Origin of the sequence: Pseudomonas sp. MTM4 (assembly GCF_019355055.1) — a bacterium.
GTDB lineage: Bacteria > Pseudomonadota > Gammaproteobacteria > Pseudomonadales > Pseudomonadaceae > Stutzerimonas.
In genome coordinates, this window is record NZ_CP048411.1 from 2,364,043 (window position 1) to 2,390,233 (window position 26,191).

24 protein-coding genes are annotated in these 26,191 nt (G+C 60.7%); 15 read left to right on the forward strand and 9 right to left on the reverse strand.

Annotation, left to right across the window (positions count from 1 at the left end):
* Nucleotides 1-26: 26 nt before the first annotated feature.
* The 3 genes from GYM54_RS10885 to gabT form a co-directional block, all read right to left on the reverse strand.
* Complete coding sequence (locus tag GYM54_RS10885; protein ID WP_231752182.1) at nt 27-728, reverse strand: phosphoglycolate phosphatase; 702 nt, start codon at nt 726-728, stop codon at nt 27-29.
* The gene (rpe, locus tag GYM54_RS10890) at nt 725-1,399 is read right to left on the reverse strand and encodes a ribulose-phosphate 3-epimerase (protein ID WP_181104464.1); all 675 of its coding nucleotides are present in this window, start codon (nt 1,397-1,399) and stop codon (nt 725-727) included. Before rpe ends, GYM54_RS10885 begins: the two co-directional genes overlap by 4 nt.
* Nucleotides 1,400-1,503: 104 nt before the next feature.
* Nucleotides 1,504-2,784, reverse strand: a complete 1,281-nt coding sequence (gene gabT / locus GYM54_RS10895) for a 4-aminobutyrate--2-oxoglutarate transaminase (protein ID WP_181104467.1) — start codon at nt 2,782-2,784, stop codon at nt 1,504-1,506.
* A 238-nt stretch (nt 2,785-3,022) separates the two neighbouring features.
* Between gabT and GYM54_RS10900 the strand changes: the two genes are divergently transcribed.
* Entirely contained in the window at nt 3,023-4,033 is a 1,011-nt protein-coding gene (locus GYM54_RS10900) for an alpha/beta hydrolase family protein (protein WP_181104468.1), read from the forward strand.
* Nucleotides 4,034-4,040: 7 nt separating this feature from the next.
* Here GYM54_RS10900 and GYM54_RS10905 read toward each other — a convergent pair whose 3' ends face one another.
* The 3 genes from GYM54_RS10905 to GYM54_RS10915 are packed head-to-tail and all read right to left on the reverse strand — an operon-like array spanning nt 4,041 to nt 6,502.
* Nucleotides 4,041-4,811, reverse strand: coding sequence for a DnaJ domain-containing protein (locus GYM54_RS10905; protein WP_181104470.1), 771 nt, complete (start codon nt 4,809-4,811; stop codon nt 4,041-4,043).
* The gene (gene murU / locus GYM54_RS10910) at nt 4,812-5,483 is read right to left on the reverse strand and encodes an N-acetylmuramate alpha-1-phosphate uridylyltransferase MurU (protein ID WP_181104472.1); all 672 of its coding nucleotides are present in this window, start codon (nt 5,481-5,483) and stop codon (nt 4,812-4,814) included. It abuts the gene before it with no gap.
* Nucleotides 5,480-6,502 (reverse strand): aminoglycoside phosphotransferase family protein, encoded by a 1,023-nt coding sequence (locus tag GYM54_RS10915; RefSeq protein WP_181104792.1) that lies wholly within the window; start codon nt 6,500-6,502, stop codon nt 5,480-5,482. Before GYM54_RS10915 ends, murU begins: the two co-directional genes overlap by 4 nt.
* Nucleotides 6,503-6,632: 130 nt before the next feature.
* On the opposite strand from GYM54_RS10915, the gene GYM54_RS10920 reads away from it, so the two are divergent.
* From GYM54_RS10920 to GYM54_RS10970, 11 genes are all read left to right on the forward strand, one after another.
* Nucleotides 6,633-9,392: an LPS-assembly protein LptD gene (locus tag GYM54_RS10920; protein ID WP_181104475.1), complete on the forward strand. Its 2,760-nt coding sequence runs from the start codon at nt 6,633-6,635 to the stop codon at nt 9,390-9,392.
* Entirely contained in the window at nt 9,373-10,680 is a 1,308-nt protein-coding gene (locus GYM54_RS10925; RefSeq protein WP_181104477.1) for a peptidylprolyl isomerase, read from the forward strand. Before GYM54_RS10920 ends, GYM54_RS10925 begins: the two co-directional genes overlap by 20 nt.
* Before the next feature lie 287 nt (nt 10,681-10,967).
* The gene (gene pdxA, locus GYM54_RS10930; RefSeq protein ID WP_181104479.1) at nt 10,968-11,951 is read left to right on the forward strand and encodes a 4-hydroxythreonine-4-phosphate dehydrogenase PdxA; all 984 of its coding nucleotides are present in this window, start codon (nt 10,968-10,970) and stop codon (nt 11,949-11,951) included.
* 352 nt (nt 11,952-12,303) lie between these two features.
* Nucleotides 12,304-13,110 (forward strand): 16S rRNA (adenine(1518)-N(6)/adenine(1519)-N(6))-dimethyltransferase RsmA, encoded by an 807-nt coding sequence (rsmA, locus tag GYM54_RS10935; RefSeq protein ID WP_181104482.1) that lies wholly within the window; start codon nt 12,304-12,306, stop codon nt 13,108-13,110.
* A gap of 27 nt (nt 13,111-13,137) precedes the next feature.
* Nucleotides 13,138-13,521, forward strand: coding sequence for a Co2+/Mg2+ efflux protein ApaG (gene apaG / locus GYM54_RS10940; protein ID WP_181104492.1), 384 nt, complete (start codon nt 13,138-13,140; stop codon nt 13,519-13,521).
* Entirely contained in the window at nt 13,518-14,339 is an 822-nt protein-coding gene (locus GYM54_RS10945; protein WP_181104495.1) for a symmetrical bis(5'-nucleosyl)-tetraphosphatase, read from the forward strand. Before apaG ends, GYM54_RS10945 begins: the two co-directional genes overlap by 4 nt.
* Entirely contained in the window at nt 14,336-14,665 is a 330-nt protein-coding gene (gene glpE / locus GYM54_RS10950; RefSeq protein ID WP_181104502.1) for a thiosulfate sulfurtransferase GlpE, read from the forward strand. Before GYM54_RS10945 ends, glpE begins: the two co-directional genes overlap by 4 nt.
* A gap of 270 nt (nt 14,666-14,935) precedes the next feature.
* Nucleotides 14,936-16,858, forward strand: coding sequence for a PrkA family serine protein kinase (locus GYM54_RS10955; protein WP_131651828.1), 1,923 nt, complete (start codon nt 14,936-14,938; stop codon nt 16,856-16,858).
* An 84-nt stretch (nt 16,859-16,942) separates the two neighbouring features.
* Complete coding sequence (locus GYM54_RS10960) at nt 16,943-18,214, forward strand: YeaH/YhbH family protein (protein ID WP_181104504.1); 1,272 nt, start codon at nt 16,943-16,945, stop codon at nt 18,212-18,214.
* A gap of 10 nt (nt 18,215-18,224) precedes the next feature.
* Nucleotides 18,225-19,760 (forward strand): SpoVR family protein, encoded by a 1,536-nt coding sequence (locus GYM54_RS10965; protein ID WP_131651826.1) that lies wholly within the window; start codon nt 18,225-18,227, stop codon nt 19,758-19,760.
* Between the two features lie 100 nt (nt 19,761-19,860).
* Nucleotides 19,861-21,075 (forward strand): multifunctional CCA addition/repair protein, encoded by a 1,215-nt coding sequence (locus GYM54_RS10970; protein WP_197445206.1) that lies wholly within the window; start codon nt 19,861-19,863, stop codon nt 21,073-21,075.
* A 60-nt stretch (nt 21,076-21,135) separates the two neighbouring features.
* Here the strand turns inward: GYM54_RS10970 and folK are convergent, their stop codons facing one another.
* Together folK and folB are read right to left on the reverse strand one after the other, a co-directional pair.
* Complete coding sequence (gene folK / locus GYM54_RS10975; protein WP_197445207.1) at nt 21,136-21,672, reverse strand: 2-amino-4-hydroxy-6-hydroxymethyldihydropteridine diphosphokinase; 537 nt, start codon at nt 21,670-21,672, stop codon at nt 21,136-21,138.
* The gene (folB, locus tag GYM54_RS10980; RefSeq protein WP_181104517.1) at nt 21,663-22,016 is read right to left on the reverse strand and encodes a dihydroneopterin aldolase; all 354 of its coding nucleotides are present in this window, start codon (nt 22,014-22,016) and stop codon (nt 21,663-21,665) included. The genes folK and folB overlap by 10 nt, the downstream gene beginning before the upstream one ends.
* A 75-nt stretch (nt 22,017-22,091) precedes the next feature.
* Between folB and plsY the strand changes: the two genes are divergently transcribed.
* Entirely contained in the window at nt 22,092-22,661 is a 570-nt protein-coding gene (gene plsY, locus GYM54_RS10985; protein ID WP_131651822.1) for a glycerol-3-phosphate 1-O-acyltransferase PlsY, read from the forward strand.
* A 13-nt stretch (nt 22,662-22,674) separates the two neighbouring features.
* Here the strand turns inward: plsY and tsaD are convergent, their stop codons facing one another.
* Complete coding sequence (tsaD, locus tag GYM54_RS10990) at nt 22,675-23,700, reverse strand: tRNA (adenosine(37)-N6)-threonylcarbamoyltransferase complex transferase subunit TsaD (protein WP_181104519.1); 1,026 nt, start codon at nt 23,698-23,700, stop codon at nt 22,675-22,677.
* 196 nt (nt 23,701-23,896) lie between these two features.
* On the opposite strand from tsaD, the gene rpsU reads away from it, so the two are divergent.
* Together rpsU and dnaG are read left to right on the forward strand one after the other, a co-directional pair.
* Nucleotides 23,897-24,112, forward strand: coding sequence for a 30S ribosomal protein S21 (rpsU, locus tag GYM54_RS10995; RefSeq protein ID WP_003283508.1), 216 nt, complete (start codon nt 23,897-23,899; stop codon nt 24,110-24,112).
* Nucleotides 24,113-24,249: 137 nt separating this feature from the next.
* Nucleotides 24,250-26,181, forward strand: coding sequence for a DNA primase (dnaG, locus tag GYM54_RS11000; protein ID WP_197445208.1), 1,932 nt, complete (start codon nt 24,250-24,252; stop codon nt 26,179-26,181).
* Nucleotides 26,182-26,191 lie beyond the last annotated feature (10 nt).

Sequence of the window (26,191 nt, forward strand, 5' to 3'; positions counted from 1 at the left end):
TCGGGATCTGCGGAACAGAGGCCACACTAGCGCAGCCCCGAAGCCGAAGCAACCAGCTCGCGCAGGCCGTCGAGCACCAGCGCGGGCTGCTCATTGGCGATAGGTTCGCCGTGGTTGTAACCGTAGCTGAGCGCGACGCAACGGACCTTCGCAGCCCTGGCAGCCCTAACATCGTTGCGCGAATCACCAACGAACAGCGATTGCTCGGCGGTCACATCAGCTTTGTCCATGACCCACAACAGCGCCGCCGGGTCGGGCTTCTGCTGAGGCAGCGTGTCACCGCCGACCAGCCATTGGAAATAACCAGCGAGGCCCTTCTCTTCCAACAGCGGCTCGATGAACTGCGCCGGCTTATTGGTGATGATCGCCAGCTTCACATCGCGCTCACGCAGCCAGTCCAAGCATTCAACGACGCCAGGATAGACGGTGGTCAGCTCATGCCCACCGGCGTAAGCCTGCATGAACAGCGCCAGCGCCTCGTCGGCCAGCTCATCGGCGACGCCGTCATGCTGCAACTGACCGGCCAACGCGCGACGTACCAGAACCTTCGAGCCATTGCCGACCCAGTCGCGCACCCGTGCCACACCGGCAGGTTCGCGCCCCAGCAGCATCAGCATCTTGTCCACCGCAGCGGCCAGGTCCGGCACCGAATCCATCAGGGTGCCGTCAAGATCAAACATCACCAGGCGCGGCAACTGTCCTTCGAAGAGCTGCTCCAGGCGAGTCATGAGCGGGCCAGCGCCAGTTCGGCACGCATCTGGTCGATCACTGCCTTGTAGTCCGGCTGATTGAAAATCGCCGACCCGGCGACGAAAGTATCGGCGCCTGCCGCGGCGATTTCGCGGATGTTCTTGGGATTGACGCCACCGTCGATCTCCAGGCGGATCTCCCGGCCACTGGCCTCGATCAACGCACGCGCTTCACGCAGCTTGTCCAAGGTGCCGGGGATGAACTTCTGCCCACCGAAACCGGGGTTCACGCTCATCAGGAGGATCATGTCGACCTTGTCCATGACGTACTTGAGCACGTCCAGCGGCGTCGCCGGGTTGAACACCAGGCCGGCCTTAGCGCCGCCATCCTTGATCAATTGCAGCGAGCGGTCGATGTGGTCGGAGGCTTCCGGGTGGAAGGTGATGTAGCTGGCGCCGGCCTCGAGGAAGTCGCCGATCATGCGGTCCACCGGCTTGACCATCAGGTGCACGTCGATGGGCGCGGTGACGCCGTGCTTGCGCAGTGCCGAGCAGACCATCGGACCGATGGTCAGGTTGGGCACGTAGTGGTTGTCCATCACATCGAAATGGACGATGTCCGCGCCGGCGGCGAGCACGTTGTCCACTTCCTCGCCCAGACGAGCGAAATTGGCGGAAAGGATGGAGGGGGCGATGGCGAACGGCTGCATGACGACCTCGGTTGCGCGGGCGGAATGCCGCGCATTGTACCCGAGGGGTCGGGATTGCGGCGCGCCTGACAGCCATTGCGGGTGCCGGCGCGCCGCAGAGTGGCTCAGGTCAGCTCGTCGAAGCATTCCCCGATGATCGCCAAGCCGCGTTCGAGCACCTCGTCCTCGACTGTCAGCGGCACCAGCACGCGCAGCACGTTGTAGTAGGTGCCACAGGAAAGCAGGATCAGGCCCTTTTCTCGCGCTCGCGCGACGACTTGTGCGGTCAGTGCAGCTGCGGGGCGCACATGATCGCCGTCCTCGAACAGTTCGATGGCGACCATTGCGCCCAGCCCGCGTACTTCACCGATTTCCTTGTGCCGCGCCTGGATCGCCTCCAGGCCGCCTGTGAGTTTGTCTGCCACCGTTTTGCAGCGGTCGAGCAGCTTCTCTTCGTCGAAGATTTCCATCACCGCCAGCGCCGCCGCGCAAGAAAGGGGGTTACCCGCGTAGGTGCCGCCCAAGCCACCTGGGGCGATGGCGTCCATGATTTCAGCCTTACCGCAAACGCCGGCAATCGGGAACCCACCGCCGACGGACTTGGCGAACGTGGTGAGGTCCGCAGCCACACCCAGCTGCTCCATGGCGAAGAAGGTGCCGGTACGGCCGGCACCAGTCTGCACCTCATCGGCGATCAGCAGGATGCCGTGCTGATCGCACAGCGCGCGCAGGCGGATCATGAAGTCCTTCGGCGCAACATTGAAACCGCCCTCGCCCTGCACCGGTTCGATAATGATCGCAGCGATGTCGCGCGGCTCGGCGTCGTTCTTGAAGATGCGCTCGATGCTGGCGATCGATTCGTCGACGCCGACACCATGGATCGAACAGGGATACAGCGCGCGGAAGATCCCACCCGGCATCAGCCCCATGCCCGCCGAGTACGGCGCGACCTTGCCGGTCAGGCCGAGGGTCATCATGGTGCGGCCGTGATAGGCGCCGGTAAAGGCGATCACCCCGGCGCGTCCAGTGGCGGCGCGGGCGATCTTCACCGCGTTCTCCACCGCCTCGGAGCCGGTGGTGACCAGCAGGGTCTTCTTGGCGAAATCGCCCGGCACCCGTGCGTTGATCTTTTCGCACAGCTCTACGTAGGGCTCGTACGCGAGCACCTGGAAACAGGTATGGGTCAATTTGTGGAGCTGCTGCTCCACCGCTTTGATGATCTTAGGGTGCAGGTGGCCAGTATTCAGCACAGCAATGCCGCCGGCGAAATCGATGAATTCGCGACCTTCGACATCGACCACGCTGCTGTTTTTCGCATGGTCGGCGAAGATCGGATGAATCTGACCGACGCCACGGGGAACGGCGGCGACACGGCGTTGCATCAGGGATTCGTTGGTCTTGCTCATAAGCTCCTCAGTAGCCGCTCATCGTCGGCTCGGGTCGGAATGAACGCGGGGAAATGAGCGCGGCAGCATACGATGATCGACTGTCGAGCCTTCAGGCGTTCGGATTACAGTAGAACGCCGTGCATTATTTTGCACGACCAATTTTCAGTCTGCCTTCCGTTAGACTGACAGCTGTGCGCAACAGCGGACTACACCGCAGCTCCACCACAGCCCCGGCAAGTCGACATCAGGAGTTTCAATGCCTCGTTTTCGCGATTCACTGCGTTTGCTTGCTCTCCTGTCAGCGGCCACGACTGTACTGTCGGTCAGCGCCGCGGATGAGCCAGCCACGCAAGAAACGGCACCTGCACCAGCAACGATTGAGCGCCCGCCCTTGCCTTCGCGCAGCGACACCATGGCCGCCGACCTGCTGCGCCAGCTGCCAAGCGCCGAGTTCGTCAGCCTGAAGGCAGGCTCCGATGATTTCGTCGCACTGTGGCGACCCGCCAATGTCGGCGAAGCCAAAGGGGTGATCATTCTGCTGCCAGGAGAGGGCGAAAGTGCCGATTGGCCGCGCGGCATCGGCCCGCTGCGCCGCGGCCTGCCCGATTACGGCTGGCATACCCTGAGTCTCAGCCTGCCGGATTCGCCCGGCTCCCTCCCGACCACTGCCCCGGAAGAACCGGAGGAGCCATCTACCGAACAAGCCGAAACGGACGCGGAACAGCCCGCAGAAGACGAACCACCCAGCGAGGCCGGTTACTTACCCGAGGAAACCGCAGCCACGCCGGATGAACCGCCGATCGATGCCGAAGCGAATGAACCCGTCGAACCAGCCATTGCGCAACCAAGCCAGGCCGAGCAGATCGCCGAGCGCATCGAGGCAGCACTCGCCTTCGCCCGCAGCAAGCAATCAGCGGCCATCGTGCTGCTCGGTCAGGGCACCGGTGGTTACTGGGCCGCGCGCCACCTTCGACAACTGGCGCCAGCCGACGTCCGGCATCTGTTGATGATCCAGCCGCGCCAACCCGACGGACAGGACGAGCCGCTTGCGCAACTGCTGGCGACGCTCAAGCTGGCGACCGGCGACATCTATTACAGGAACAGCGCCAGCCAGCGCTCCGCAGCCCGCGAGCGGCTCAATGCAAGCCGTCGAAACAGCCATCCGGCCTATGTGCAGGTGGAATTGCAGCCACTGACCGGCGATCCCGAAGCCGAGCAGGAGCAGCTGTTGCGGCGGGTTCGCGGCTGGCTGGACAAGCAGCCGTGAATTGGCGCTAACGGAAACCTCGACGCTCGCGGATCAGGGTGTAGGCGTTGTGCAGTTCACGGGTTCGCTCGGTCGCTTCGCGAACCTGCTGTGTGGAGGCTCCGGCTCCGGCCTGCTTGTCCGGGTGATGCTTGCTGAGCAATCGACGATAAGCACGCTTGATCGCCTGAGGCTCGCTGTCGGCGCGCACGCCAAGCAGCCGCATGGCCTGCTCGTAAGCACCGCCCAGGTTGCTTGGCGCGCCCTGGCGCCGACCGCCATTGGGGTCCAGCGCCGCAATTGACGCCGAATCCCAGCCCATCCATTTGCCCCAAAGCATGATCAGTTCATGCTCGCGTGCATCGATCTGTCCTTGCGCGCGCGCCATCCGCCAGCAGGCCTGAAGCACCGCCTTGGCCGCGTCATGCCGCCCCTGCAGGCGCTGCAGCGGTTCGCGCAATCCGTCGCCGCTGGACTTGCCCCGGTAGAACGCATCGATAGCAGAGCGTTGGGCCGCGGGGGCCAGCTGTAGTCGCTGCATCTCCCGGCGCGCGGCCTGGATGTGCGCCTCACTGATCCGGCCACCGCTCTTGGCCAGGCGTCCGAGGAGGAAAAACAGCAAGTCGTCGCCTTGCAACAGCATCTTGTTGCCAATCATGCGATCGCGCAGCCTGGCCCAGGAATTCAACCCGAACTGGCGATCAAGCACCTGCCCGAGCAGCGCACCAAGCAGAGCCCCCGGTATGCTCGCGATCAGCCAACCGATCAGCGCCCCCAGCAGCGTAATGGGCCAGAACATTCAGCGTCGCGCCTCCAGGATTCGCTCGACTTCAGCCAGACGCTCATGGGTGCCGACATCGACCCAGCGGCCGACATGACGCTCACCGCTGACCTGTCCAGCCGCTATCGCCCGACGCAGCAGCGGCGCCAGCTTGAACGAGCCGGCAGTGCAACCTGCGAACAACCGTGGGTGCAGCACGGCGATACCGCTATAGGTGAGATTGGCTGACGAAGCATCGCCTTCCATGATGTTCCCCTCAACAAGCGCAAAGTCGCCTGCCGGATGATGCGTCGGGTTATCCACCAGCACCAGGTGCGCGAGCCGTCCCGGCGGCAACGCCAACGCAGCGAAATCGTAGTCGGTCCATATATCGCCGTTGACTACGGCAAATGGCTGATCACCCAGCAGCGGCAGCGCACGATATATACCGCCGCCTGTTTCCAGCGGCTCGCCTTCGGCCGAATAGCGGATGGAAATGCCAAACCGTTCGCCAGCGCCCAGGTACGCTTCGATCTGCTCGCCGAGCCAGGCGTGATTGATCACCAGCTCGGAGAAGCCCGCCCCGGCCAGCGCACGGATGTGATATTCGATCAACGGCGTGCCACCCGCTCGCACCAACGGCTTGGGTGTATGCAGCGTCAGCGGGCGCAAGCGCTCGCCCTTGCCGGCCGCGAGAATCATCGCTTTCATGGCTGCACCTGCGCTAACGGTAGGCCTTGAAGCAATGCGTTCAGCTCTGCCAGCTCAGGCCGGCGAGCCACGACCGTATCTATATAAGCGAAAAAACGCGGCACGTCGGCCAGGTAGCGTGGCTTGCCATCACGGTGACAGATCCGCGCGAAGATGCCGATAACCTTTAAATGTCGCTGTAGACCCATCAGATCACTGGCACGCTGAAACGCCTCGAAATTCGCCTGAACCGGGACGCCAGCCGCCTTCGCAGCTTCCCAATAACCCTGCAGCCAGCCTTGCACACGCGCCTCGGGCCAACTGAGGAAGGCATCCTTGAACAGCGAGGTGATGTCATAGGTCACCGGGCCGACGACCGCATCCTGAAAATCCAGCACGCCAGGGTTCGGTTCGCTGAGCATCAGGTTGCGTGGCATATAATCGCGGTGCACCAACACGCGCGGTTGCTCCAGTGCCGAGTCGATCAGTAACCGGCAGGTGCGCTCCCAAATGTCTAACTCGTCTGCACTGAAACAATGGCCCAGGTGACGCTGCACATACCATTCTGGGAACAGCTGCAATTCGCGGCGCAGCAGCGCCTCGTCATAGCTCGGCAGTGGCGTCTGTATCGGTAATGTCTGAAAGGCGAGCAGCGCTCGCATCGCGTCGGCGAACAGTTCATCGGCATTGGCTTCGTCGATGACGTCGAGGTACGTCTGGCGGCCCAGATCGCTCAACAGTAGGAAGCCCCGGTCCAGATCCTGCGCCAGAATCTCGGGCACGTTGACGCCTGCACTGGCCAACAGTGCGGCGACCTCAACAAACGGCCGACAGTTCTCCTGCGGCGGCGGGGCATCCATCACGATAAAGCTGCGCCCCGGCGCCTCCCAGCGAAAGTAGCGACGGAAACTGGCATCGCTGCTGGCAGGAACCAGTGACGCCTCGGGTACGTCACCCCAGCCACGACAGGCGAAAAGCTCGGTCAATCGAGGCTGTAGCCATGCCTTCAGGTCCTGCAGGCGTTGATCTTGTTGCGGCATATCAGTGCTCTCCACGGCGCTAGCCGATAGGCGGGTCATGCTTTATTATCCAGCATCTTTTTCAGCCCATCGAGAGGCGTGCGGCCCAGCCCGGCCGATGGCTCGCCGTAAGCACGGACCAAAAAACAAGATGGCAGTCAAATATCCCGCTTTTCGTAAAAAATTCCCCCTACTGGTTACTGGCGGCTTGCTCGCATTGCAACCTGTAGCGACTCCACTTGTTATCGCAGCCGAACAGTTTGCCTGTCAGCCCGGCCCCAATGGCAGCTGGAGTTGCGCATCTGATGCCGTCAGCCCCGATCTGCCACCGCGCCCCGTACATCGTGGCAGCGCGGCCAGCGACACGAGCGCCGCACAGCCTCGCACCAGCAAGGCCGAGCGCCAGGCAGCCACCACCAAGCTGGTCACCGAGAGCAAAGGTCGTGCACTCGCCTCGCGCAGTGCCGATTACAGCCACCTGGACTGGGTACCGCGTGATCAGCTGACCGATGCCCAGCTCGCAGAAACGGGCCCCTATTGCGCCGGCACCTACGTTGAGCCGAGCCGCCCCGGCCGTTTCGACGACACGCCGATGAGCGAGGCGCCGACCTATGTTTCGGCGAAAGCCACGCGCTACGAACAGCAACAAGAAATCGCGACACTGGCCGGTGACGTGGTATTGCGCCAAGGCAGCATCCAGGCCGAAGCCGATGAAGCCAGCCTCTATCAGCTGGAAAACCGCGGCGAGCTGAAAGGCAATGTTCGCCTGCGTGATCAGGGTGCCCTGATGGTCGGAGATCGCGCTGAGATATTCCTCGACACCGGCGAAGCCCAGGTCGAAAACGCCGAATACGTAGTCCATGAAGGCAGGATCCGCGGCAGCGCGCTGTACGCCAAACGCACAGACGACGCCATCATCCGCCTCAAGGACGGGACGTATACCAGTTGCGAACCAGGCGAAAACAGCTGGCACCTGAGGGGCAATAACGTCACGTTGAACCCCGCCACCGGCTTCGGCTCGGCGACCAACGTGACGCTGCGGGTCAAGGACATTCCGGTGTTCTACACGCCCTATATCCATTTCCCGATCGATGACCGTCGCCAGTCCGGCTTTCTTGCGCCCAGCATCAGCTCCTCGAGCGATAGCGGGCTTTCGTTGGTCACGCCGTACTATTTCAACCTGGCGCCGAACTTCGACGCCACGCTCTACCCCAACTACATGTCCGATCGCGGCCTGCTGATGGAAGGCGAGTTCCGCTACCTGACTCGCAGCAGCGAAGGCCAGTTCGGCGCAGCCTATCTGAACGACAGCAACGACGACCGCGAGCTGCAATCCGAATACGAAGACCAGCGCTGGATGTACAGCTGGCAGCACCGGACCGGTTTGGACTCACGTCTGCTGGCTGAAGTCGACTACACGGACATCAGCGATCCTTATTACTTCCAGGATCTGGATACCCAATTGGGCATCAGCCAGCCGGATCATCTTGATCAGCGCGGCACCCTGACCTGGCGCGGCGACAGTTATACGGCGCGGCTGAACGTGCATGCTTACGAACGCGCTACCGTCGTTGATATCACGCCGTACGAGCGGCTACCGCAGCTGACGCTCAATGGCGCCCTGCCGTTCCAGCCGGGCGGTCTGCGTTTTGCCTATAACACCGAGTTCGTCAGCTTCCAGCGGAGTCTGCGTGACGGATTCTTTCAGAACGAAGACGGTATCGACGAGCGTTGGTATGACGATCGTCTGAGCGGTCTTACCCGCGCCGAAGGTGAGCGTCTGCACCTGGAGCCAGGTGTCAGCTTGCCGCTCAATTGGAGCTGGGGCTTCATCAAACCCTCATTAAAGTACGCATACACAAAATATGACCTGACGCTGGACAATACCGGGCGCGGCCAAGTGAGCGACTTCAACGACTCACCGGATCGCAGCGTGCCGATCTTCAGCGTCGACAGCGGCCTTTATTTCGATCGCGACACTCAATGGTTTGGCAAGGATTACCGTCAGAGCCTTGAACCCCGACTGTTCTATCTCTACGTACCAGAAGAAGATCAGGACGCCATTCCAATATTCGATACCGGCGAGAGCACCTTTAGTTATTCGTCGCTGTGGCGCGAAAACCGCTTCTCCGGCAAGGATCGTATCGGCGACGCTAATCAGATATCCCTCGGCGTGACCAATCGCTGGATCGAACCGAACGGGCTGGAGCGGCAGCGCTTTAGTATCGGCCAGGCTTTCTACTTCCGTGATCGCGAAGTGCAGCTACCTGGAATGACAGCCGCGGATCGCCCTGATACCCAGTCAGATGTATCTCCCTATGCACTGGAGTACATGTACCGCTACAACCGCGATTGGCGCTTCACCTCCACCTTCAACTGGGACCCGGACGCAAGCCGGACGCGCTCCGGCAGCGCCATGTTTCACTACCAACCAGCGGACAATCCGCGAAAAATCGTCAATATCGGGTACCGCTATCGCAACGATACCATCCGCTTCGATCAGGCGACCGGTCAGTGGTCCTATGGCGGCGATTACGGCGCGCCGGGCTCGCCCGAATACATCAAGGACTACTACAAGATCAACCAGCACGACTTCTCCACCATCTGGCCAGTCGCGCCGCAGTGGAGCGTGATCGCGCGCTGGCAGCACGACTACAGCCGCAATCGTACGTTGGAGGCCTTCGGCGGCTTCGAGTACGACAGCTGCTGCTGGAAGCTGCGCCTGATCAACCGTTACTGGATCGATTACGACGAAACCAGTCTCAACCCATCGCAGAACGACGAGCCAGACAATGGCATCTTCCTGCAAATCGTCCTCAAGGGACTCGGCGGCGTGTTCGGCAGCTCCACCGAGACATTCCTCGACGAAGGCATACAAGGCTACCGTGAACGTGAAGACCAAGCTTTCTGATTACCTGCGCCCGCTGGTGGCGGGCACCCTCTTACTGGGCTGCGCGACTATCGCCACGACTGCCTCGGCCGAGGTGCGCCCGCTTGACCGTATCGTCGCCATCGTCGACAACGACGTTATTATGCAGAGCCAGTTGGACCAGCGTCTTCGCGAAGTCGAGCAGACCATCGAGAAGCGCGGCGCCGAAATGCCACCGCAGGACGTCATGCAGCAACAGGTGCTGGAACGCCTGATCACCGAAAACCTCCAGTTGCAGATCGGCGATCGTTCGGGCATCCGCATCTCCGATGAAGAACTCAACCAGGCCATGGGGACCATTGCCCAGCGCAACAACATGACCCTGGACCAGTTCCGCGCGGCCCTGGAGCGAGATGGTTTGAGCCTGGAGACCGCTCGCGAGCAGATTCGCCGCGAGATGGTCATCAGTCGCGTGCGCCAGCGCCGTATCGCCGAACGCATTCAGATATCCAATCAGGAAGTCGAAAACTTTCTGGCCTCCGACCTCGGCAAACTGCAGCTTTCCGAAGAGTACCGACTGGCCAACATCCTGATTCCGGTTCCCGAATCGGCTGATTCGGCCACGATCCAGGCGGCCGAAGAAATGGCGATGGATACCTATCAACAACTTCAACAGGGCGCAGATTTCGCCAGACTGGCGGTGTCGCGCTCAGCCAGTGAAAACGCGCTGGAAGGCGGCGACATGGGCTGGCGTAAAGCCGCTCAGCTGCCGCCACCGTTCGACACCGAAGTCAGCACCATGGAGGTCGGTGACTTCACCCAGCCGGTGCGTACCCCGCCGGGCTTCATCATGCTCAAGGTGCTCGACAAGCGCGGCGGAGATACTCAGGTTCGCGACGAGATTCATGTCCGCCATATCCTGATCAAGCCCAGCCAGATACGTAGCGAAGAAGAAAGCCGACGCCTCATCGAGCGCCTGCGCGAGCGTATTCTCGCGGGCGAGAGTTTCTCTGAACTGGCGAAGAATTTTTCCGAAGACCCGGGCTCTGCGCTCAACGGAGGCGACCTGAACTGGATCGACCCGAGTTCGCTAGTACCGGAATTCCGCGAAGTGATGGCCAACACCCCGAGCGGCCAGCTGTCCGAAGCCTTCAAGACCCCGTACGGCTGGCACATCCTGGAAGTCCTCGGTCGCCGCGCGACGGACGCCAGCGAAGAGTTTCGCGAGCAACAGGCGCTCAACCTGCTGCGCAACCGCAAATACGAAGAAGAACTGCAAGCTTGGCTGCGTCAGATACGCGACGAAGCCTATGTGGAAATCAAGCTCTAAGCGGGAAATTAGCGTGGTGACTGGCTTCAGCTTGCTGCTTCTAGCCTGAAGCTCACCGCTGCTCTCGATGTGCAGTGGGTCATGCGATCTACCAAGAATCGTAGGGCGGGTGTAACCCGCCCTACGATTCCAGCTCCGCTCGACAAGCTGCATCCGCTCCACGTCAGCGCGGGCCTTTTCGCTCGGTCTCTGCGCGTTTGTCGTCTTTTAGCCTTTGGCTCCTGCTGTACTCGTCGCTTGCAGCTTGTAGCTGCCCTTCGCTTGCCGCCCTACCCGCTGGAGGCCCTATGTCCCTTCCCTTCGCCCTGACACCCGGAGAGCCGGCCGGCATCGGTCCAGATCTTTGCCTGCTGCTGGCTCGCGAAGCTCAACCCCGTGCGCTGGTAGCCATCGCCAGCCGTGCGCTGCTGGCCGAGCGCGCCGAACAGTTGGGCCTGGTCATCGACCTTCTCGATGTCGGCCCGGGGGCCTGGCCAACCGCACCGGCACTGCCCACCAGTCTATATGTCTGGGATACGCCGCTTCAGGCGCCAGTAGCTGCGGGTCAGCTGAACCCGCACAACGGCCGCTACGTACTGGACACACTGACGCGGGCAGGGCAGGGCTGCATCGATGGGATCTTCGCAGGCATGATCACCGCGCCGGTGCACAAGGGTGTGATCAACGAAGCGGGGATTCCTTTCTCTGGTCACACCGAATTCCTCGCCGAGCTGACCAGCACCGAGCAAGTGGTGATGATGCTCGCGACTCGAGGCCTGCGTGTAGCGCTGGTCACCACGCATCTGCCGCTCAAGGATGTCGCGGCGGCGATTACCTCAGAGCGGCTGGAACGTGTCGCCCGCATCCTGCATGCCGATCTGGTCGGCAAGTTCGGCATTGCGCAGCCGCGTATTCTGGTCTGCGGGCTCAACCCTCATGCTGGCGAGAGCGGGCATCTGGGCCGCGAGGAAATCGAAATCATCGAACCGACCCTGCAGCGCTTGCGCGGCGAAGGCCTGAATCTAATCGGCCCGCTGCCGGCCGACACCCTGTTCACACCCAAGCACCTCGACACCTGCGATGCGGTGCTGGCGATGTACCACGACCAAGGTTTGCCGGTACTCAAGTACAAAGGCTTCGGCGCAGCCGTCAACGTGACCCTGGGCCTACCGATCGTGCGCACGTCGGTCGACCATGGCACCGCATTGGACCTCGCGGGCACAGGGCGAATCGATACCGGTAGCCTGCAGGTAGCGCTGGAAACGGCCTATCAGATGGCCGGCCAGAGCTGAGCTGGAAGCTGGAAGCTGGAAGCTGGAAGCTGGAAGCTGGAAGCTGGAAGCTGGAAGCTACTTAGTGTGGCATTTGTCTTTAACTTGTCTCGCGGCCTGTGTCCTGGCTTCACAGCACGGAACACGCGTTTCCACTCTACCGAGCAGTATTTGGCGAATGTAAAAGCCCACTCTGCTCGTTGAGGGCTAAAGACTGTTCGGAATGTTCGCGCAGACGCCCCTGAATCGCCCCGCGTCCCTTTCCAGCCTCCAGCGCCGTTATCGTCTCTCCGCTCTTACAGCCTGCTAAAATGCGCGCCTTATCCGCTTCCAGCTTCAAGCTTCCGCTTCAAGCTGCTCCCTGGAGCTTTCGATGTCCGACTACCAACACCGCGCGCGCAAGCGTTTCGGCCAGAATTTCCTCCATGACGCTGGCGTGATTCATCGCATCCTACGCTCCATCCATGCCAAGCCTGGCGAGCGAATCGTCGAGATCGGACCGGGCCAAGGCGCCCTGACCGAGGGCCTGCTGGACAGCGGTGCGCAGCTGGACGTGGTTGAGCTCGATCTGGACCTGATTCCCATCCTTCAACAAAAATTCGCCGACCGAGACAACTTCGCGCTCAACCAAGGCGATGCGCTGAAGTTCGACTTCGCTCAATTGAGCCAAGAGCCCAGCAGCCTGCGCATCGTCGGCAACCTGCCGTACAACATTTCCACGCCACTGATCTTCCATCTGCTCGACCACGCCGGGCTGATCCGTGACATGCATTTCATGCTGCAGAAGGAAGTGGTCGAGCGGCTCGCCGCGCAGCCAGGCGGCGGAGACTGGGGGCGCCTGTCGATCATGGTGCAGTATCACTGCCGCGTGGAGCATCTGTTCAATGTGGGGCCAGGCGCCTTCAATCCGGCACCCAAGGTCGAGTCGGCCATCGTGCGCCTGGTCCCGCACGAGGTGCTGCCGCATCCGGCGCGCGACCATCGCCAGTTGGAAATCGTCGTCCGTCAGGCTTTCAATCAGCGCCGCAAGACGCTGCGCAACACGCTCAAAGGTCTGCTCGACGCGGACGAAATCGCCGCAGCCGATGTCGACGGCAGCTTGCGCCCGGAACAGTTGGATCTGGCCGCGTTCGTCAGATTGTCAGATCAACTTTCCGCCCGTAGCTGCACTCGCGCCTGAAGGCGAAGCCCACCCGCAGGAGTCCCCATGTCCGAAGACCTCCGCTACTGGTTCGACGTCAGTGTCAGCCCGACCTACCTGGCCGACCAATCGCAGCCGGAACAAAACCGTTATGCCTTTGCCTACAGGGTAACGATCGAAAACAAGGGCCAGCTGACTGCGCAACTACTGTCTCGCCACTGGATCATCACAGATGGAGATGGACAAGTGCAGGAGGTACGCGGCGCCGGAGTGGTCGGCGAGCAGCCGCTGATCGCGCCGGGCCAACGTCACGTCTATACCAGCGGCACGCTGATGACGTCCCGTGTCGGCACGATGCAGGGCAGCTATCAGATGCTGGCCGAAGATGGACACCGCTTCGAAGCCGCGATCGCGCCTTTCCGGCTGGCCGTACCCGGAGCTCTGCATTGACTACCTATGCTGTCGGCGACCTGCAAGGTTGCCTCGAACCTCTTCAATGCCTGCTGCAGCGGGTCGATTTTAGCCCCTCACGCGATTGCCTGTGGCTCGCCGGAGATTTGGTCAACCGTGGTCCACAGTCGCTCGAGGCGCTGCGTTTCGTGCGCGACTTGGGCACCTCGGGCGTTACGGTGCTGGGCAACCACGATCTGCATCTGGTAGCCGTTGCGCACAATATCGAGCGGCTGAAAAGATCCGATACGCTCAAACCCATCCTCGACGCACCTGATCGAGCGGACCTGATCCACTGGCTGCGCCAGCAGAAATTGATCCATCACGACGCCGAACGAGAGACGACCATGGTCCACGCCGGCATACCACCCCAATGGACGCTGGCCAAGGCGCTTCGGCGCGCAGCGGAAGTGGAGCAGGCACTGCGTGACGACGCCCTGCTGCCGCCCTTTCTCGACGGCATGTATGGCAACCAGCCGGCCAAGTGGAACAAAGAGTTGCAAGGCGTGCCGCGGCTGCGCCTGATCACCAACTACTTCACCCGCATGCGGTTCTGCAAAGCCGACGGCACGCTGGAGCTGCAGGCCAAGGACGGACTGGATTCGGCACCGCCGGGCTTCGAACCTTGGTTCAGCCACTCCAACCGCAAGACCCGCGGCTGCAAGATTATCTTCGGCCATTGGGCGGCGCTGGAGGGCCACTGCGACGAGCCCAACGTCTATGCGTTGGATACCGGCTGCGTATGGGGCAACACCATGACCCTGATGAACGTCGACAGCAACGAACTGCACCACTGCGACTGCGAGGCAAAACCATGACCGACTTCAAACGCATCTCTCCCGAGCAAGCCCAGACGCTGCGCAGCGAGGGCGGCGTGTTCGTCGATATTCGCGATCCACACAGCTACGCCAACGGACATATCACCGGCTCGACACATCTCGACAATCAATCCCTGCCCGACTTCATTGCGGCGGCGGACTTGGATCACCCGCTCATCGTCACTTGCTACCACGGCCACTCCAGTCAGAGTGCTGCGGCCTACCTCGTCAACCAGGGCTTTTCCGACGTCTATAGCCTCGATGGCGGCTTCGAGCTGTGGCGGCAGACATTCCCTCAGGAGGTCGAACAAGGCGATCCGCTGTAAAAAATATCTCGCTGTCACGCCGCGTATCACGCGGCCTTGCGCTGATCGTCCGACGAAACGCAGCGGTTATTGCCCTTCTCCTCCCTTGAATTTGCTGAATCCGAACTATCCTTCAGTTAAGGCCATCCAAACAGGTGGAAGCCATTTACCGGCTACCGGGCCTCAGGTTTTAACCATTAGGTGTTCGGGGGAACTCCACAGGCCGATCAGTCGGCCGCACCTGAATGCCTGATGACAACACCGGCTCCGAGCATCGTCCGAGGTGAAGTCATGAGCATTTTCAGCCATTTCCAGCAACGATTCGAAGCAACCCGCCAGGAAGAGTATTCGCTTCAGGAGTACCTCGATCTGTGCAAGGAAGACCGGGGCACCTACGCCACTGCAGCCGAACGCCTATTGATGGCAATCGGTGAACCCGAGCTGATCGACACCTCGACCGACTCACGCCTTTCACGGATTTTTTCCAACAAGGTGATCCGCCGCTACCCCGCCTTCGAAGATTTTCATGGCATGGAAGACTGCATCGATCAGATCGTCTCCTACTTCCGCCATGCCGCGCAGGGGCTTGAGGAGAAGAAGCAGATCCTTTACCTGCTCGGCCCGGTGGGCGGCGGCAAATCGTCGCTCGCCGAAAAGCTCAAGCAGCTGATGGAAAAGGTGCCCTTCTACGCTATCAAGGGCTCGCCGGTTTTCGAGTCGCCGCTTGGCTTGTTCAACCCGGCCGAGGACGCGCAGATCCTCGAAGAAGACTATGGCATCCCACGCCGCTATCTGAACTCAATCATGTCGCCCTGGGCCACCAAGCGCCTGCAGGAATTCGGCGGCGACATTAGCCAGTTCCGGGTGGTCAAGCTGTACCCCTCTATCCTCAATCAGATCGCCATTGCCAAGACCGAACCAGGCGATGAGAACAACCAGGACATTTCAGCTCTGGTCGGTAAAGTGGATATCCGCAAGCTCGAAGAATTTCCACAGAACGACGCGGATGCCTACAGCTACTCCGGCGCGCTCTGCCGCGCCAACCAGGGCATGATGGAATTCGTCGAGATGTTCAAGGCACCGATCAAGGTGCTGCACCCGCTGCTGACCGCGACACAGGAAGGCAACTACAACAGCACCGAAGGCCTCGGCGCGATTCCCTACAACGGCATCCTGCTGGCCCACTCCAACGAGTCGGAGTGGCACACCTTCCGCAACAACAAGAACAACGAAGCCTTCATCGACCGCATCTACATCGTCAAGGTGCCGTACTGCCTGCGGGTTACTGATGAGATCAAGATTTACGACAAACTCCTGTTCAACAGCTCGCTGTCCAAGGCCCACTGCGCCCCTGATACGCTGAAGATGCTGGCGCAGTTCTCCGTGTTGAGCCGCCTGAAAGAGCCGGAAAACTCCAACATCTACTCGAAGATGCGCGTCTATGACGGCGAGAACCTGAAAGACACCGATCCAAAGGCTAAGTCGATCCAGGAATACCGTGACACCGCTGGGGTCGACGAAGGCATGAATGGCCTCTCGACTCGCTTCGCCTTCAAGATCTTGTCCAAGGTGTTCAACTTCGATCCGCACGAAATCGCCGCCAACCCGGTGCACCTGCTCTATGTGCTGGAGCAGCAGATCGAGCAGGAGCAGTTCCCGGCCGAGGTGCGCGAGCGTTACTTGCGCTTCATCAAGGAGTATCTGGCGCCGCGCTACGTCGACTTCATCGGCAAGGAAATCCAGACCGCCTATCTCGAATCGTACAGCGAGTACGGCCAGAACATCTTCGACCGCTACGTGCTCTACGCAGACTTCTGGATTCAGGATCAGGAATATCGCGATCCGGAAACCGGCGAAATCCTCAATCGCATGGCGCTGAACGAAGAGCTGGAGAAGATCGAGAAACCCGCCGGCATCAGCAACCCGAAGGATTTCCGCAACGAGATCGTCAACTTCGTCTTGCGCGCTCGGGCCAACAACAACGGCAAGAATCCGAGCTGGCTCAGCTACGAGAAGCTGCGCGTGGTGATCGAGAAGAAAATGTTCTCCAACACCGAGGACCTGCTACCAGTCATCAGCTTCAACGCCAAGGCCAGCAAGGAAGATCAGAAGAAGCACAACGACTTCGTCGTGCGTATGGTCGAGCGCGGCTACACGGAAAAACAGGTTCGCCTGCTTTCGGAATGGTATCTGCGGGTACGGAAATCACAGTAAAGCAGCTGAGAGCTTGAAGCTGGAAGTCGAAGCAGCACTTCCAGCTTCGGGCTTACGACTTCCAGCTCGACCCGGAGGGCTCGTATGAGCTACGTGATCGACCGTCGCCTGAACGGCAAGAACAAGAGCACGGTAAACCGCCAGCGATTCCTGCAGCGATACCGTGGGCATATCAAGAAAGCTGTCGAGGAGGCTGTGGGACGCCGTTCCATCACCGATATGGAGCACGGCGAACAAATCAGCATTCCCGGTCGCGATATCGACGAGCCGATCCTGCATCACGGACGCGGTGGTCGGCAGACCATCGTGCATCCGGGCAACAAGGAGTTCATTGCTGGTGAGCGCATTCCTCGACCGCAGGGCGGTGGCGGGGGCCAGGGCGCAGGCAAGGCCAGCAATAACGGCGAAGGCATGGACGACTTCGTTTTTCAGATCACTCAGGAAGAGTTTCTCGACTTCATGTTTGAGGACCTCGAACTACCCAATCTGGTCAAGCGTCACCTGACCGGGACCGACACCTTCAAGACGGTGCGCGCCGGCATCAGCAACGAGGGCAACCCGTCACGCATCAACATCGTCCGCACGCTGCGCTCGGCGCATGCGCGTCGCATCGCCCTGTCCGGCAGCAGCCGCGCAAAATTGCGTGACGTAAAAGCCGAGCTGGCTCGATTGAAGCTAGAGGAGCCTGCCAACTTCACCGATATCCAGGCCGCCGAAGAGGAGATCGAGCGACTCAGCGCGCGCATCCATCGCGTGCCCTTCCTCGACACCTTCGACCTCAAGTACAACCTGCTGGTCAAGCATCCCAACCCTAGCTCCAAAGCCGTGATGTTCTGCCTGATGGACGTTTCCGGCTCCATGACCCAGGCGACCAAAGACATCGCCAAGCGCTTCTTCATCCTCTTGTACCTGTTCCTAAAGCGAAACTACGACAAGATCGATGTGGTGTTCATCCGCCATCACACCAGCGCCAAGGAGGTTGATGAAGAGGAGTTCTTCTATTCGCGGGAAACCGGCGGCACCATCGTCTCCAGCGCGTTGAAAATGATGCAGGAGATCATGGCCGAGCGTTACCCGGCCAACGAATGGAACATCTATGCGGCGCAGGCTTCTGACGGCGACAACTGGAATGATGATTCACCGATTTGCCGGGACATCCTGATCAACCAGATCATGCCGTTCGTCCAATACTTCACCTACGTCGAGATCACGCCACGCGAACATCAGGCGCTGTGGTACGAGTACAACCAGGTGGCCGAAGCCTTCGGCGACTCGTTCGCCCAACAGCAACTGGTGACCGCAGGCGACATCTATCCGGTGTTCCGCGAACTCTTCCAGCGGCGCATGGCTAGCTGAGGTACGCAGCATGAAACGACAGCCCATATCCACCGGCTCGGAATGGACCTTCGACCTGATCCGTACCTACGACCGCGAGATTGGACGTATCGCCGAGCGCTATGCGCTGGATACCTACCCGAACCAGATCGAAGTCATCACCGCCGAGCAGATGATGGACGCCTACGCGTCGGTGGGCATGCCACTGGGCTACCACCACTGGTCCTACGGCAAGCATTTCCTCAGCACGGAAAAATCTTACACGCGCGGCCAGATGGGGCTGGCCTACGAGATCGTGATCAACTCCGACCCCTGCATCGCCTATCTGATGGAAGAAAACACCATCACCATGCAGGCCTTGGTGATCGCCCACGCCAGCTACGGTCACAACAGCTTTTTCAAGGGCAATTACCTGTTCCGCACCTGGACCGATGCCAGCTCGATCATCGACTACCTCGTGTTCGCCAAGCAGTACATCACCCAATGCGAGGAACGCCATGGCATCGACGCAGTGGAAGATTTGCTCGATTCCTGCCATGCCCTGATGAATTACGGCGTCGACCGTTACAAGCGCCCCTACCCCATCTCCGCCGAAGAGGAACGGCGTCGCCAGAAGGACCGCGAAGAGCATCTGCAAAAGCAGATCAACGACCTCTGGCGGACCATTCCCAAATTCGGCGAGAAGGACGACGAGCGCCAACGTGACCAGCGTTTCCCGGCCGAACCGCAGGAGAACATTCTTTATTTCATCGAGAAGCACGCGCCTCTGCTGGAGCCCTGGCAGCGCGAGGTGGTTCGTATCGTGCGCAAGATCGCGCAGTACTTCTATCCGCAGCGCCAGACTCAGGTGATGAACGAAGGCTGGGCGACCTTCTGGCACTACACCTTGCTTAACGACCTCTACGACGAGGGCCTGGTGACCGACGGTTTCATGATGGAGTTTCTGCAGTCGCACACCAGCGTGATCTATCAACCCGGCTTCGACAGTCCGTATTACAGCGGCATCAACCCCTACACGCTTGGGTTCGCCATGTATCAGGACATCCGCCGGATCTGTGAGAACCCCACAGAGGAAGACAAGCGCTGGTTCCCGGATATTGCCGGCAGCGACTGGCTGACCACGGTGAAGTTCGCCATGAACAACTTCAAGGACGAGAGCTTCATCCTACAATTTCTCTCGCCGAAGGTGATCCGCGATCTCAAGTTGTTCAGCATCCTCGACGACGATCAGAAAGACGAGCTACTGGTCCCGGCCATCCATGACGAAAGCGGCTATCACACCATTCGCGAATTGCTGGCCGCACAATACAACCTCGGCAATCGCGAGCCTAACGTGCAGGTGTGGAGCGTCGATCGTCGCGGCGATCGCTCACTGACCCTGCGCCATCAGCAACACGACCGCAAACCGCTGGGTGGCTCAACCGACGAGATACTCAAACACCTGCATCGGCTCTGGGGCTTCGATGTTCACTTGCACTCGATGCAGGACGACAAGCTCGTCACCACGCACCACATGCCACCCCGGGTCGAACCGGAGGCCGACAGCAGGTTTCCTGGCATGAACTGACCGCAAGGCCGTGGAGGCTGGACAAGCTTGAATCCGGCCTCCAGCGCTTTTTCCGGCCTCACCGCCGTTATCCTTTATCCTCCGCTCAAAGGAGGACTACATGCAGATCTACAAAGTCGGTGGTGCGGTGCGTGATCGTTTACTGGGGCGTCCGGTAACCGAGGTGGATTGGGTGGTGGTCGGCTCCAGCGCCGAGGAAATGCAGGCCAAGGGCTTTCGCCCGGTGGGCGCGGACTTCCCGGTTTTCCTTCATCCGGCTACCGGCGAGGAATATGCGCTGGCCCGCACCGAGCGCAAGAGCGGCCGGGGCTACGGCGGTTTCACCTTTTATGCGAGCCCCGACGTCACGCTGGAAGAAGACCTGACCCGCCGGGACCTGACCATCAACGCCATGGCCGAGGATGAGCAGGGCCAGCTGATCGACCCCTACGGCGGCCAGTCGGATCTGGCGGCGCGTCAACTCCGGCATGTATCTTCTGCTTTTGCCGAAGACCCGTTGAGGGTGCTACGTGTGGCCCGCTTTGCAGCGCGCTATGCCGATCTCGGCTTCAGCGTTGCCACCGAAACGCAAGCATTGATGCGCCAGCTTGCCGAATCGGGTGAACTCCAAGCGTTGACGCCGGAGCGTAGCTGGAAAGAGATTTCGCGCGCCTTGATGGAGCCTCGCCCTGACGTGTTCGTGCAAGTGCTGCATGAATGCGGCGCGCTGAAGGAGCTTTTTCCGGAGATCGAGCAGCTGTTCAACGAGCCGCAACCGGACACTCAGGCTACCGCCAGCGAACATCTGCTCCGGGTAATGCGCCAGTGCGCGATTGAGCAGCAACCGCTGCCGGTGCGCTGGGCCTGTTTGCTACAGCATCTGGGAAAGCCGGCTGCGCCGGATGGCTCGGCGTCGAAGCCCTGCAAACGGGAATTGCGGCAGATCGAAGCCGTCAACAGCCGTTACAAGGTGCCGCGAGATTGCCAAGAGCTGGCCATGTTGGCGGGTGAGTTTCTCGGTTTTAGTCATGGCGCGATGACGCTATCGGCGCTCATGCTGTTCGAACTGCTACAACACTTCGACATCTACCGCCGCCCGGAGCGCTTCGATCTGTTCCTCGCCACCTGTGAAATGGACGCGCGGGCCCGTGCGGACTTCGCGACTGGGGGCTATCCCCAAGCCGATTATTTGCGAGGTGCCGCTGAGTCCGCCCGGGCTGTACAGGTGAAGCCGTTGATCGAGCGGGGCTACAAAGGCGCGGAGCTGGGCGAAGCACTCAAACTCGAACGCTTGAAAGCGGTTCGGCAGTATTGCCGCAAGCACCATCCCGACTGAATCATGTTCCAACGCCAGACGGCACGATCGATCAGCGGCGTAAGTTTCGGTGGCTGACAGTCAGGAAGTCGCGCAGGCGTGCAGCAGGGTGAGCGGCGTCAGCTCCACCCCTTTCCATTGAAAAGCAACAGGCCAGAGCTTTTGATCGATCGCCGAATCCCGCCAAAGCTCGGCAAACCTGCACCCCGCGACCGGATGCTGAACATCCGGCGCCAGCAATGCCAACGGCCAGAGCACGAAGGCATTCTTCAGAGTTTCCGGGCGCGGCAGTTCCAGCCCGTGAAAATTGCCCACCAAATCGCCAAACACCAATACATCGATATCCAGCGGCAGGCCTTTACGATCCGGCGCGTAGCGGCCATTGTCCGCCTCGATGAACTTGAGCCGACGATCCAGCTCCATCAGCGGCAACTCGGTGATTCCGGAAACGACCAGGTTGTAGAAATTGTCGCCCTTGTAACCCACCGCGACGCTTTCGAAAACAGGCGAACAGTGCATGTCGCCAAGCAGCTGCTCCAGCGCGTCGAGACCAGCGGTCAGGTTCTGTTCACGTCTGTTGTTGCTGCCCAGCCCGAGCAGTACGCGAGTCAGCGGCATCCGCGTTCGATCTCCACGCCCAGCGCCGACGCGCGAGTATTGACGCCCGGTTTGGTGACCCGCAGTCTCAACCAGGGAATACCGAACTGGCTCATCAGACTGGCAGCCAGCCGCTCGGCGAAGGTTTCGACCAGCTCGAAGCGAGAAGCCTGTGCGAAGCGATCGATAGCAGCAGTCACTTCGGCGTAATCCAGCGCCTTGTCCAGCTCGTCATTCTCCGCGGCAGGGCGAATGTCCCAGCCGAGCGTCAGATCCAGACGCAAGCACTGCCGAATGCCGCGCTCCCAATCGTAGGCGCCGATCAGCGTGTCCACTTCCAGCCCCTCGATGAAAACTGTATCCACGCAACTCTCTCCCACCGCACGACAATTCCTGTACGCGCCGTTAGACTCAGGAGCTCCCTGCCCCGGATGGATGTCATGTTCTGGCAACTGACACTGCTCGCCTATCTGACCGGCTCGCTATCATTCGCCATTCTACTTAGTCGCCTGGCGGGTGCCCCCGACCCGCGTGCTGGCGGTTCCGGCAACCCCGGCGCCACCAATATGCTGCGGCTTGCCGGGAGGCGCCTGGCGATCTCAACCTTGATCGGCGATCTGCTCAAGGGCCTGCTGCCGGTGTTGCTCGCTGCAGCGTTGGGCCTATCCATCCAGCAACAAGCCTGGATTGCGCTCGCAGCGGTGCTGGGTCATCTGTATCCACTGTACTTCCGCTTTCATGGCGGCAAGGGCGTGGCTACCGCCGCTGGCGCCCTGCTCGGACTTCACCCACCGACCGCACTGCTCGCGCTGATCATCTGGCTGGTGGTGCTCAAAGCGACTCGCACCAGCTCACTGGCCGCACTTGCGGCATTACCGCTCTGCCTGCCCTTTCTGGCCTGGCAACAGCCTGGCGCGCTCTGGCCCATGACTATACTGGCCGCGCTTATCGTCTGGCGTCACCGGATCAATTTGCGCGACCTGTTCGCAGGCACGGAGCGGCATTTCTAGACGGTTTGCTGCGTCATACCGCTGACAGCGTTTCCATTGGCCATCGCGCCTGAACTGAGATGTCCGGGCCATCCTGCTGACCAGCCAGTAATCGCTGACAACCGGCGTACGCGATCATAGCGCCGTTATCGGTACAGAAACGTGGCCGCGCGTAGAACACCTGCCCGTTCAACTCACCGAGCATGGCTTCAAGACTCTTACGCAGCGCCAGATTGGCACTCACGCCGCCAGCTATCACCAGACTATTAAGGCCCGTCTGCTTCAAGGCACGTTGGCATTTAATGGTCAGCGTCTCGACGACGGCCTGCTGAAAGGCCAGCGCAATATCGCAACGAGTCTGCTCGCCGTCGTCGCCAGCGTTACGGCAGTGCTGCCAGGTCGTGAGTGTGGAGGTTTTGAGGCCGCTGAAGCTGAAATCCAGCCCAGGCCGATCAGTCATCGGCCGCGGGAAGGTGAATCGGCCTGGCGTCCCGCGTTCGGCAAGCGCAGCGATTTCCGGACCACCCGGATAGCGTAGACCCATGAGCTTGGCCGTTTTGTCGAAGGCCTCGCCAGCGGCATCGTCCACCGACTCGCCAAGCAGTTCATAACGGCCGATACCGTCGACACGAACCAGCTGCGTATGGCCACCGGATACCAGCAACGCGACGAAGGGGAACGCCGGCGGATGCTCTTCGAGCATTGGCGCCAACAGATGCCCTTCCATATGATGCACGCCGACTGCCGGAATGCCCCAGGCAAAGGCCATCGCCTGGGCACAGGACGCGCCGACCAGCAACGCCCCGACGAGACCGGGGCCCGCGGTGTAGGCAACCGCATCGATCTGGCTTGAATCGCGCCCAGCTTCTTCGAGCACCTGACGAATCAGCGGTAGCATGCGCTTTACATGATCGCGCGAGGCCAGCTCCGGCACCACGCCGCCATAGACGCGATGCAGGTCGATCTGGCTGAACAGGGCATCGGCCAGCAGGCCGTGCTCGCTGTCGTACAGCGCGACGCCGGTCTCGTCGCATGATGTTTCCAGCCCCAGCACCAGCATGGGCACAACCTTCAGAGAAGCGAATGAAGCCGCGCATATTAATCGCCGCGACCTTCGACCGACCAGCGCTTTTCGCTCAGCGGGCTTTGCATTCCCCGTGACAAGGCGTTAACATCCGCAACCCTTAAAACCAGCGTGCTCGCGAACATTTGCCGAAGCGCGTTGTAACCGGTAAACAAGTGAAGGTACGTCCTGGATGCCCAACGTTAAAGTTAAAGAGAACGAACCATTCGACGTAGCTCTGCGTCGCTTCAAGCGTTCTTGCGAAAAAGCCGGCGTGCTGGCCGAAGTCCGCAGCCGTGAGTTCTACGAGAAGCCCACTGCCGAGCGCAAGCGTAAAGCTGCTGCCGCAGTCAAGCGTCACGCCAAGAAAGTGCAGCGCGAACAGCGCCGCAGCGTTCGCCTGTACTGATCCAGTACAGCTGAAGCTGCATCAAGCCCGGCCTATGCCGGGCTTTGCATTGAAGGAGACTCCGCTTCGCCAGCTGGCGAATGGTCGGAGTTTTTTTCATTCCGGCCCGAACACTGCGAGCGTATTCTCATACCCCTATGGCCGGCCTGATACCGCAATCGTTCATCGATGATCTCCTGAACCGCTCCGACATCGTCGAAGTGGTGAGTTCGCGTATTCAGCTGAAAAAAGCCGGCAAGAACTACACCGCCTGCTGCCCGTTTCACAAGGAAAAGACCCCATCGTTCAGCGTCAGCCCCGACAAGCAGTTCTATTACTGCTTCGGCTGCGGCGCCGGCGGCAACGCGCTGGGCTTCGTCATGGATCACGACAGCCTGGAATTCCCTCAGGCCGTCGAGGAGCTGGCCAAGCGCGCCGGCATGGAAGTGCCCCGCGAAGAAAGCGGCTCCGGACGCAAACCGCGTCAGCCGGTAGATTCGCCGCTCTACCCACTACTGGATGCCGCCGCCGAGTATTACCGTCAGGCACTCAAGGGACACCCGGCCCGCAAGGCCGCAGTGGAATACCTCAAGGGCCGCGGCCTGTCCGGCGTCATCGCCCGGGATTTCGGTCTCGGCTTCGCGCCGCCCGGCTGGGACAATCTGATGAAACATCTGGGCGGCGACGCCCTGCAACAGAAGGCGATGATCGATGCCGGCCTGCTGATCGAGAATGCCGAAACCGGAAGAAGCTACGACCGCTTCCGCGACCGCGTGATGTTTCCCATCCGCGACAGTCGAGGACGCATTATTGCTTTCGGCGGCCGGGTGCTAGGCGACGACAAACCAAAATACCTGAACTCACCGGAAACACCGGTCTTCCACAAGGGCCAGGAACTCTACGGCCTCTTCGAGGCCCGCAAAGCCAACCGCGATCTGGATGAAATCATGGTCGTCGAAGGCTATATGGACGTGATCGCACTGGCCCAGCAAGGCCTGCGCAACGCCGTCGCCACACTCGGCACGGCCACCAGCGACGAACATCTCAAGCGGCTGTTCCGCATCGTCCCCAGCGTACTGTTCTGCTTCGACGGCGATGCGGCGGGCCGCAAGGCGGCTTGGCGAGCGCTGGAGTCTGCCCTGCCGAATTTGCAGGACGGTCGGCGCGCACGCTTTCTGTTCCTGCCGGAAGGCGAAGATCCTGACACCCTGGTGCGCCGCGAGGGCACCGATGCCTTCATGGCTCGAATACAGCAACAAGCCCAACCACTGGCCGACTACTTTTTCCAGCAACTCAGCGAAGAAGCAGACCCACGCTCACTGGAAGGCAAGGCGCACTTGGCCACACTGGCCGCGCCACTCATCGAAAAAATACCGGGCGCCAACCTACGCGCCCTGATGCGCCAGCGCCTCGGCGAGATCACCGGACTGCATAGCGAAGCACTTCAGCAGATGAGTGCCGCATCACCGAGTGCCGCTTCGGAATACGACGACAGCGTCTATTACGACACCGGCTCCGGGCAAGACGAAGGTGACTATTACGTACCGTCCGAACCGGCTCAGCCGAAACGCAATGGCAAGAAAGAGTGGAAGAAGGACTGGAAAAAAACTGGCCAGCAGCCAGACTTCAAAGCCCGAGCGCCAAGAAAACCAGCCACCGTAGAGCCGCCGGCTCTGACTACACTGCGCACGCTCCTGCATCATCCGGAGCTTGCCCAGAAAGTTGAAGATGTGAGTCATTTCGCCGCAGAAGATGACACCTACGCTCAGTTGCTCGTCGCGCTTCTCGGCACGCTGCAGAAGAATCCCAAGCTACGCAGCCTGCAATTGATTGCTCGCTGGCATGGAACCGACCAAGGGCGTCTTTTACGCGCACTTGCGGAGAAAGAATGGCTGATCTCGGCCGATAACCTTGAACAACAGTTTTTCGACACCATTAAGACTCTGGCCGCCAGACAACGTGAACGCAGCCTTGAGTCGCTGCTCCGCAAAGCTCGCCAGGGTGAACTCAGCGCAGAGGAGAAAGACCAACTGCGCAACCTGCTAAATCGCAACTCAGCACCCGCTATATCGACCTCAACTGGCGCGTGAGGTCCTTGCT

Bases quoted from the DNA above. Each gene is read 5' to 3' on its own strand.
- apaG (WP_181104492.1), top strand. From the start codon at position 13,138: ATGTCCGAAGACCTCCGCTACTGGTTCGACGTCAGTGTCAGCCCGACC.
- GYM54_RS10915 (WP_181104792.1), bottom strand. From the start codon at position 6,502: ATGCCGCAACAAGATCAACGCCTGCAGGACCTGAAGGCATGGCTACAG.
- dnaG (WP_197445208.1), top strand. From the start codon at position 24,250: ATGGCCGGCCTGATACCGCAATCGTTCATCGATGATCTCCTGAACCGC.
- rpsU (WP_003283508.1), top strand. From the start codon at position 23,897: ATGCCCAACGTTAAAGTTAAAGAGAACGAACCATTCGACGTAGCTCTG.
- rsmA (WP_181104482.1), top strand. From the start codon at position 12,304: ATGTCCGACTACCAACACCGCGCGCGCAAGCGTTTCGGCCAGAATTTC.
- plsY (WP_131651822.1), top strand. From the start codon at position 22,092: ATGTTCTGGCAACTGACACTGCTCGCCTATCTGACCGGCTCGCTATCA.
- rpe (WP_181104464.1), bottom strand. From the start codon at position 1,399: ATGCAGCCGTTCGCCATCGCCCCCTCCATCCTTTCCGCCAATTTCGCT.
- GYM54_RS10920 (WP_181104475.1), top strand. From the start codon at position 6,633: ATGGCAGTCAAATATCCCGCTTTTCGTAAAAAATTCCCCCTACTGGTT.
- GYM54_RS10970 (WP_197445206.1), top strand. From the start codon at position 19,861: ATGCAGATCTACAAAGTCGGTGGTGCGGTGCGTGATCGTTTACTGGGG.
- gabT (WP_181104467.1), bottom strand. From the start codon at position 2,784: ATGAGCAAGACCAACGAATCCCTGATGCAACGCCGTGTCGCCGCCGTT.
- GYM54_RS10885 (WP_231752182.1), bottom strand. From the start codon at position 728: ATGACTCGCCTGGAGCAGCTCTTCGAAGGACAGTTGCCGCGCCTGGTG.
- GYM54_RS10955 (WP_131651828.1), top strand. From the start codon at position 14,936: ATGAGCATTTTCAGCCATTTCCAGCAACGATTCGAAGCAACCCGCCAG.
- GYM54_RS10900 (WP_181104468.1), top strand. From the start codon at position 3,023: ATGCCTCGTTTTCGCGATTCACTGCGTTTGCTTGCTCTCCTGTCAGCG.
- murU (WP_181104472.1), bottom strand. From the start codon at position 5,483: ATGAAAGCGATGATTCTCGCGGCCGGCAAGGGCGAGCGCTTGCGCCCG.
- GYM54_RS10960 (WP_181104504.1), top strand. From the start codon at position 16,943: ATGAGCTACGTGATCGACCGTCGCCTGAACGGCAAGAACAAGAGCACG.
- glpE (WP_181104502.1), top strand. From the start codon at position 14,336: ATGACCGACTTCAAACGCATCTCTCCCGAGCAAGCCCAGACGCTGCGC.
- folK (WP_197445207.1), bottom strand. From the start codon at position 21,672: ATGCCGCTGACTCGCGTACTGCTCGGGCTGGGCAGCAACAACAGACGT.
- GYM54_RS10905 (WP_181104470.1), bottom strand. From the start codon at position 4,811: ATGTTCTGGCCCATTACGCTGCTGGGGGCGCTGATCGGTTGGCTGATC.
- tsaD (WP_181104519.1), bottom strand. From the start codon at position 23,700: ATGCTGGTGCTGGGGCTGGAAACATCATGCGACGAGACCGGCGTCGCG.
- pdxA (WP_181104479.1), top strand. From the start codon at position 10,968: ATGTCCCTTCCCTTCGCCCTGACACCCGGAGAGCCGGCCGGCATCGGT.
- GYM54_RS10965 (WP_131651826.1), top strand. From the start codon at position 18,225: ATGAAACGACAGCCCATATCCACCGGCTCGGAATGGACCTTCGACCTG.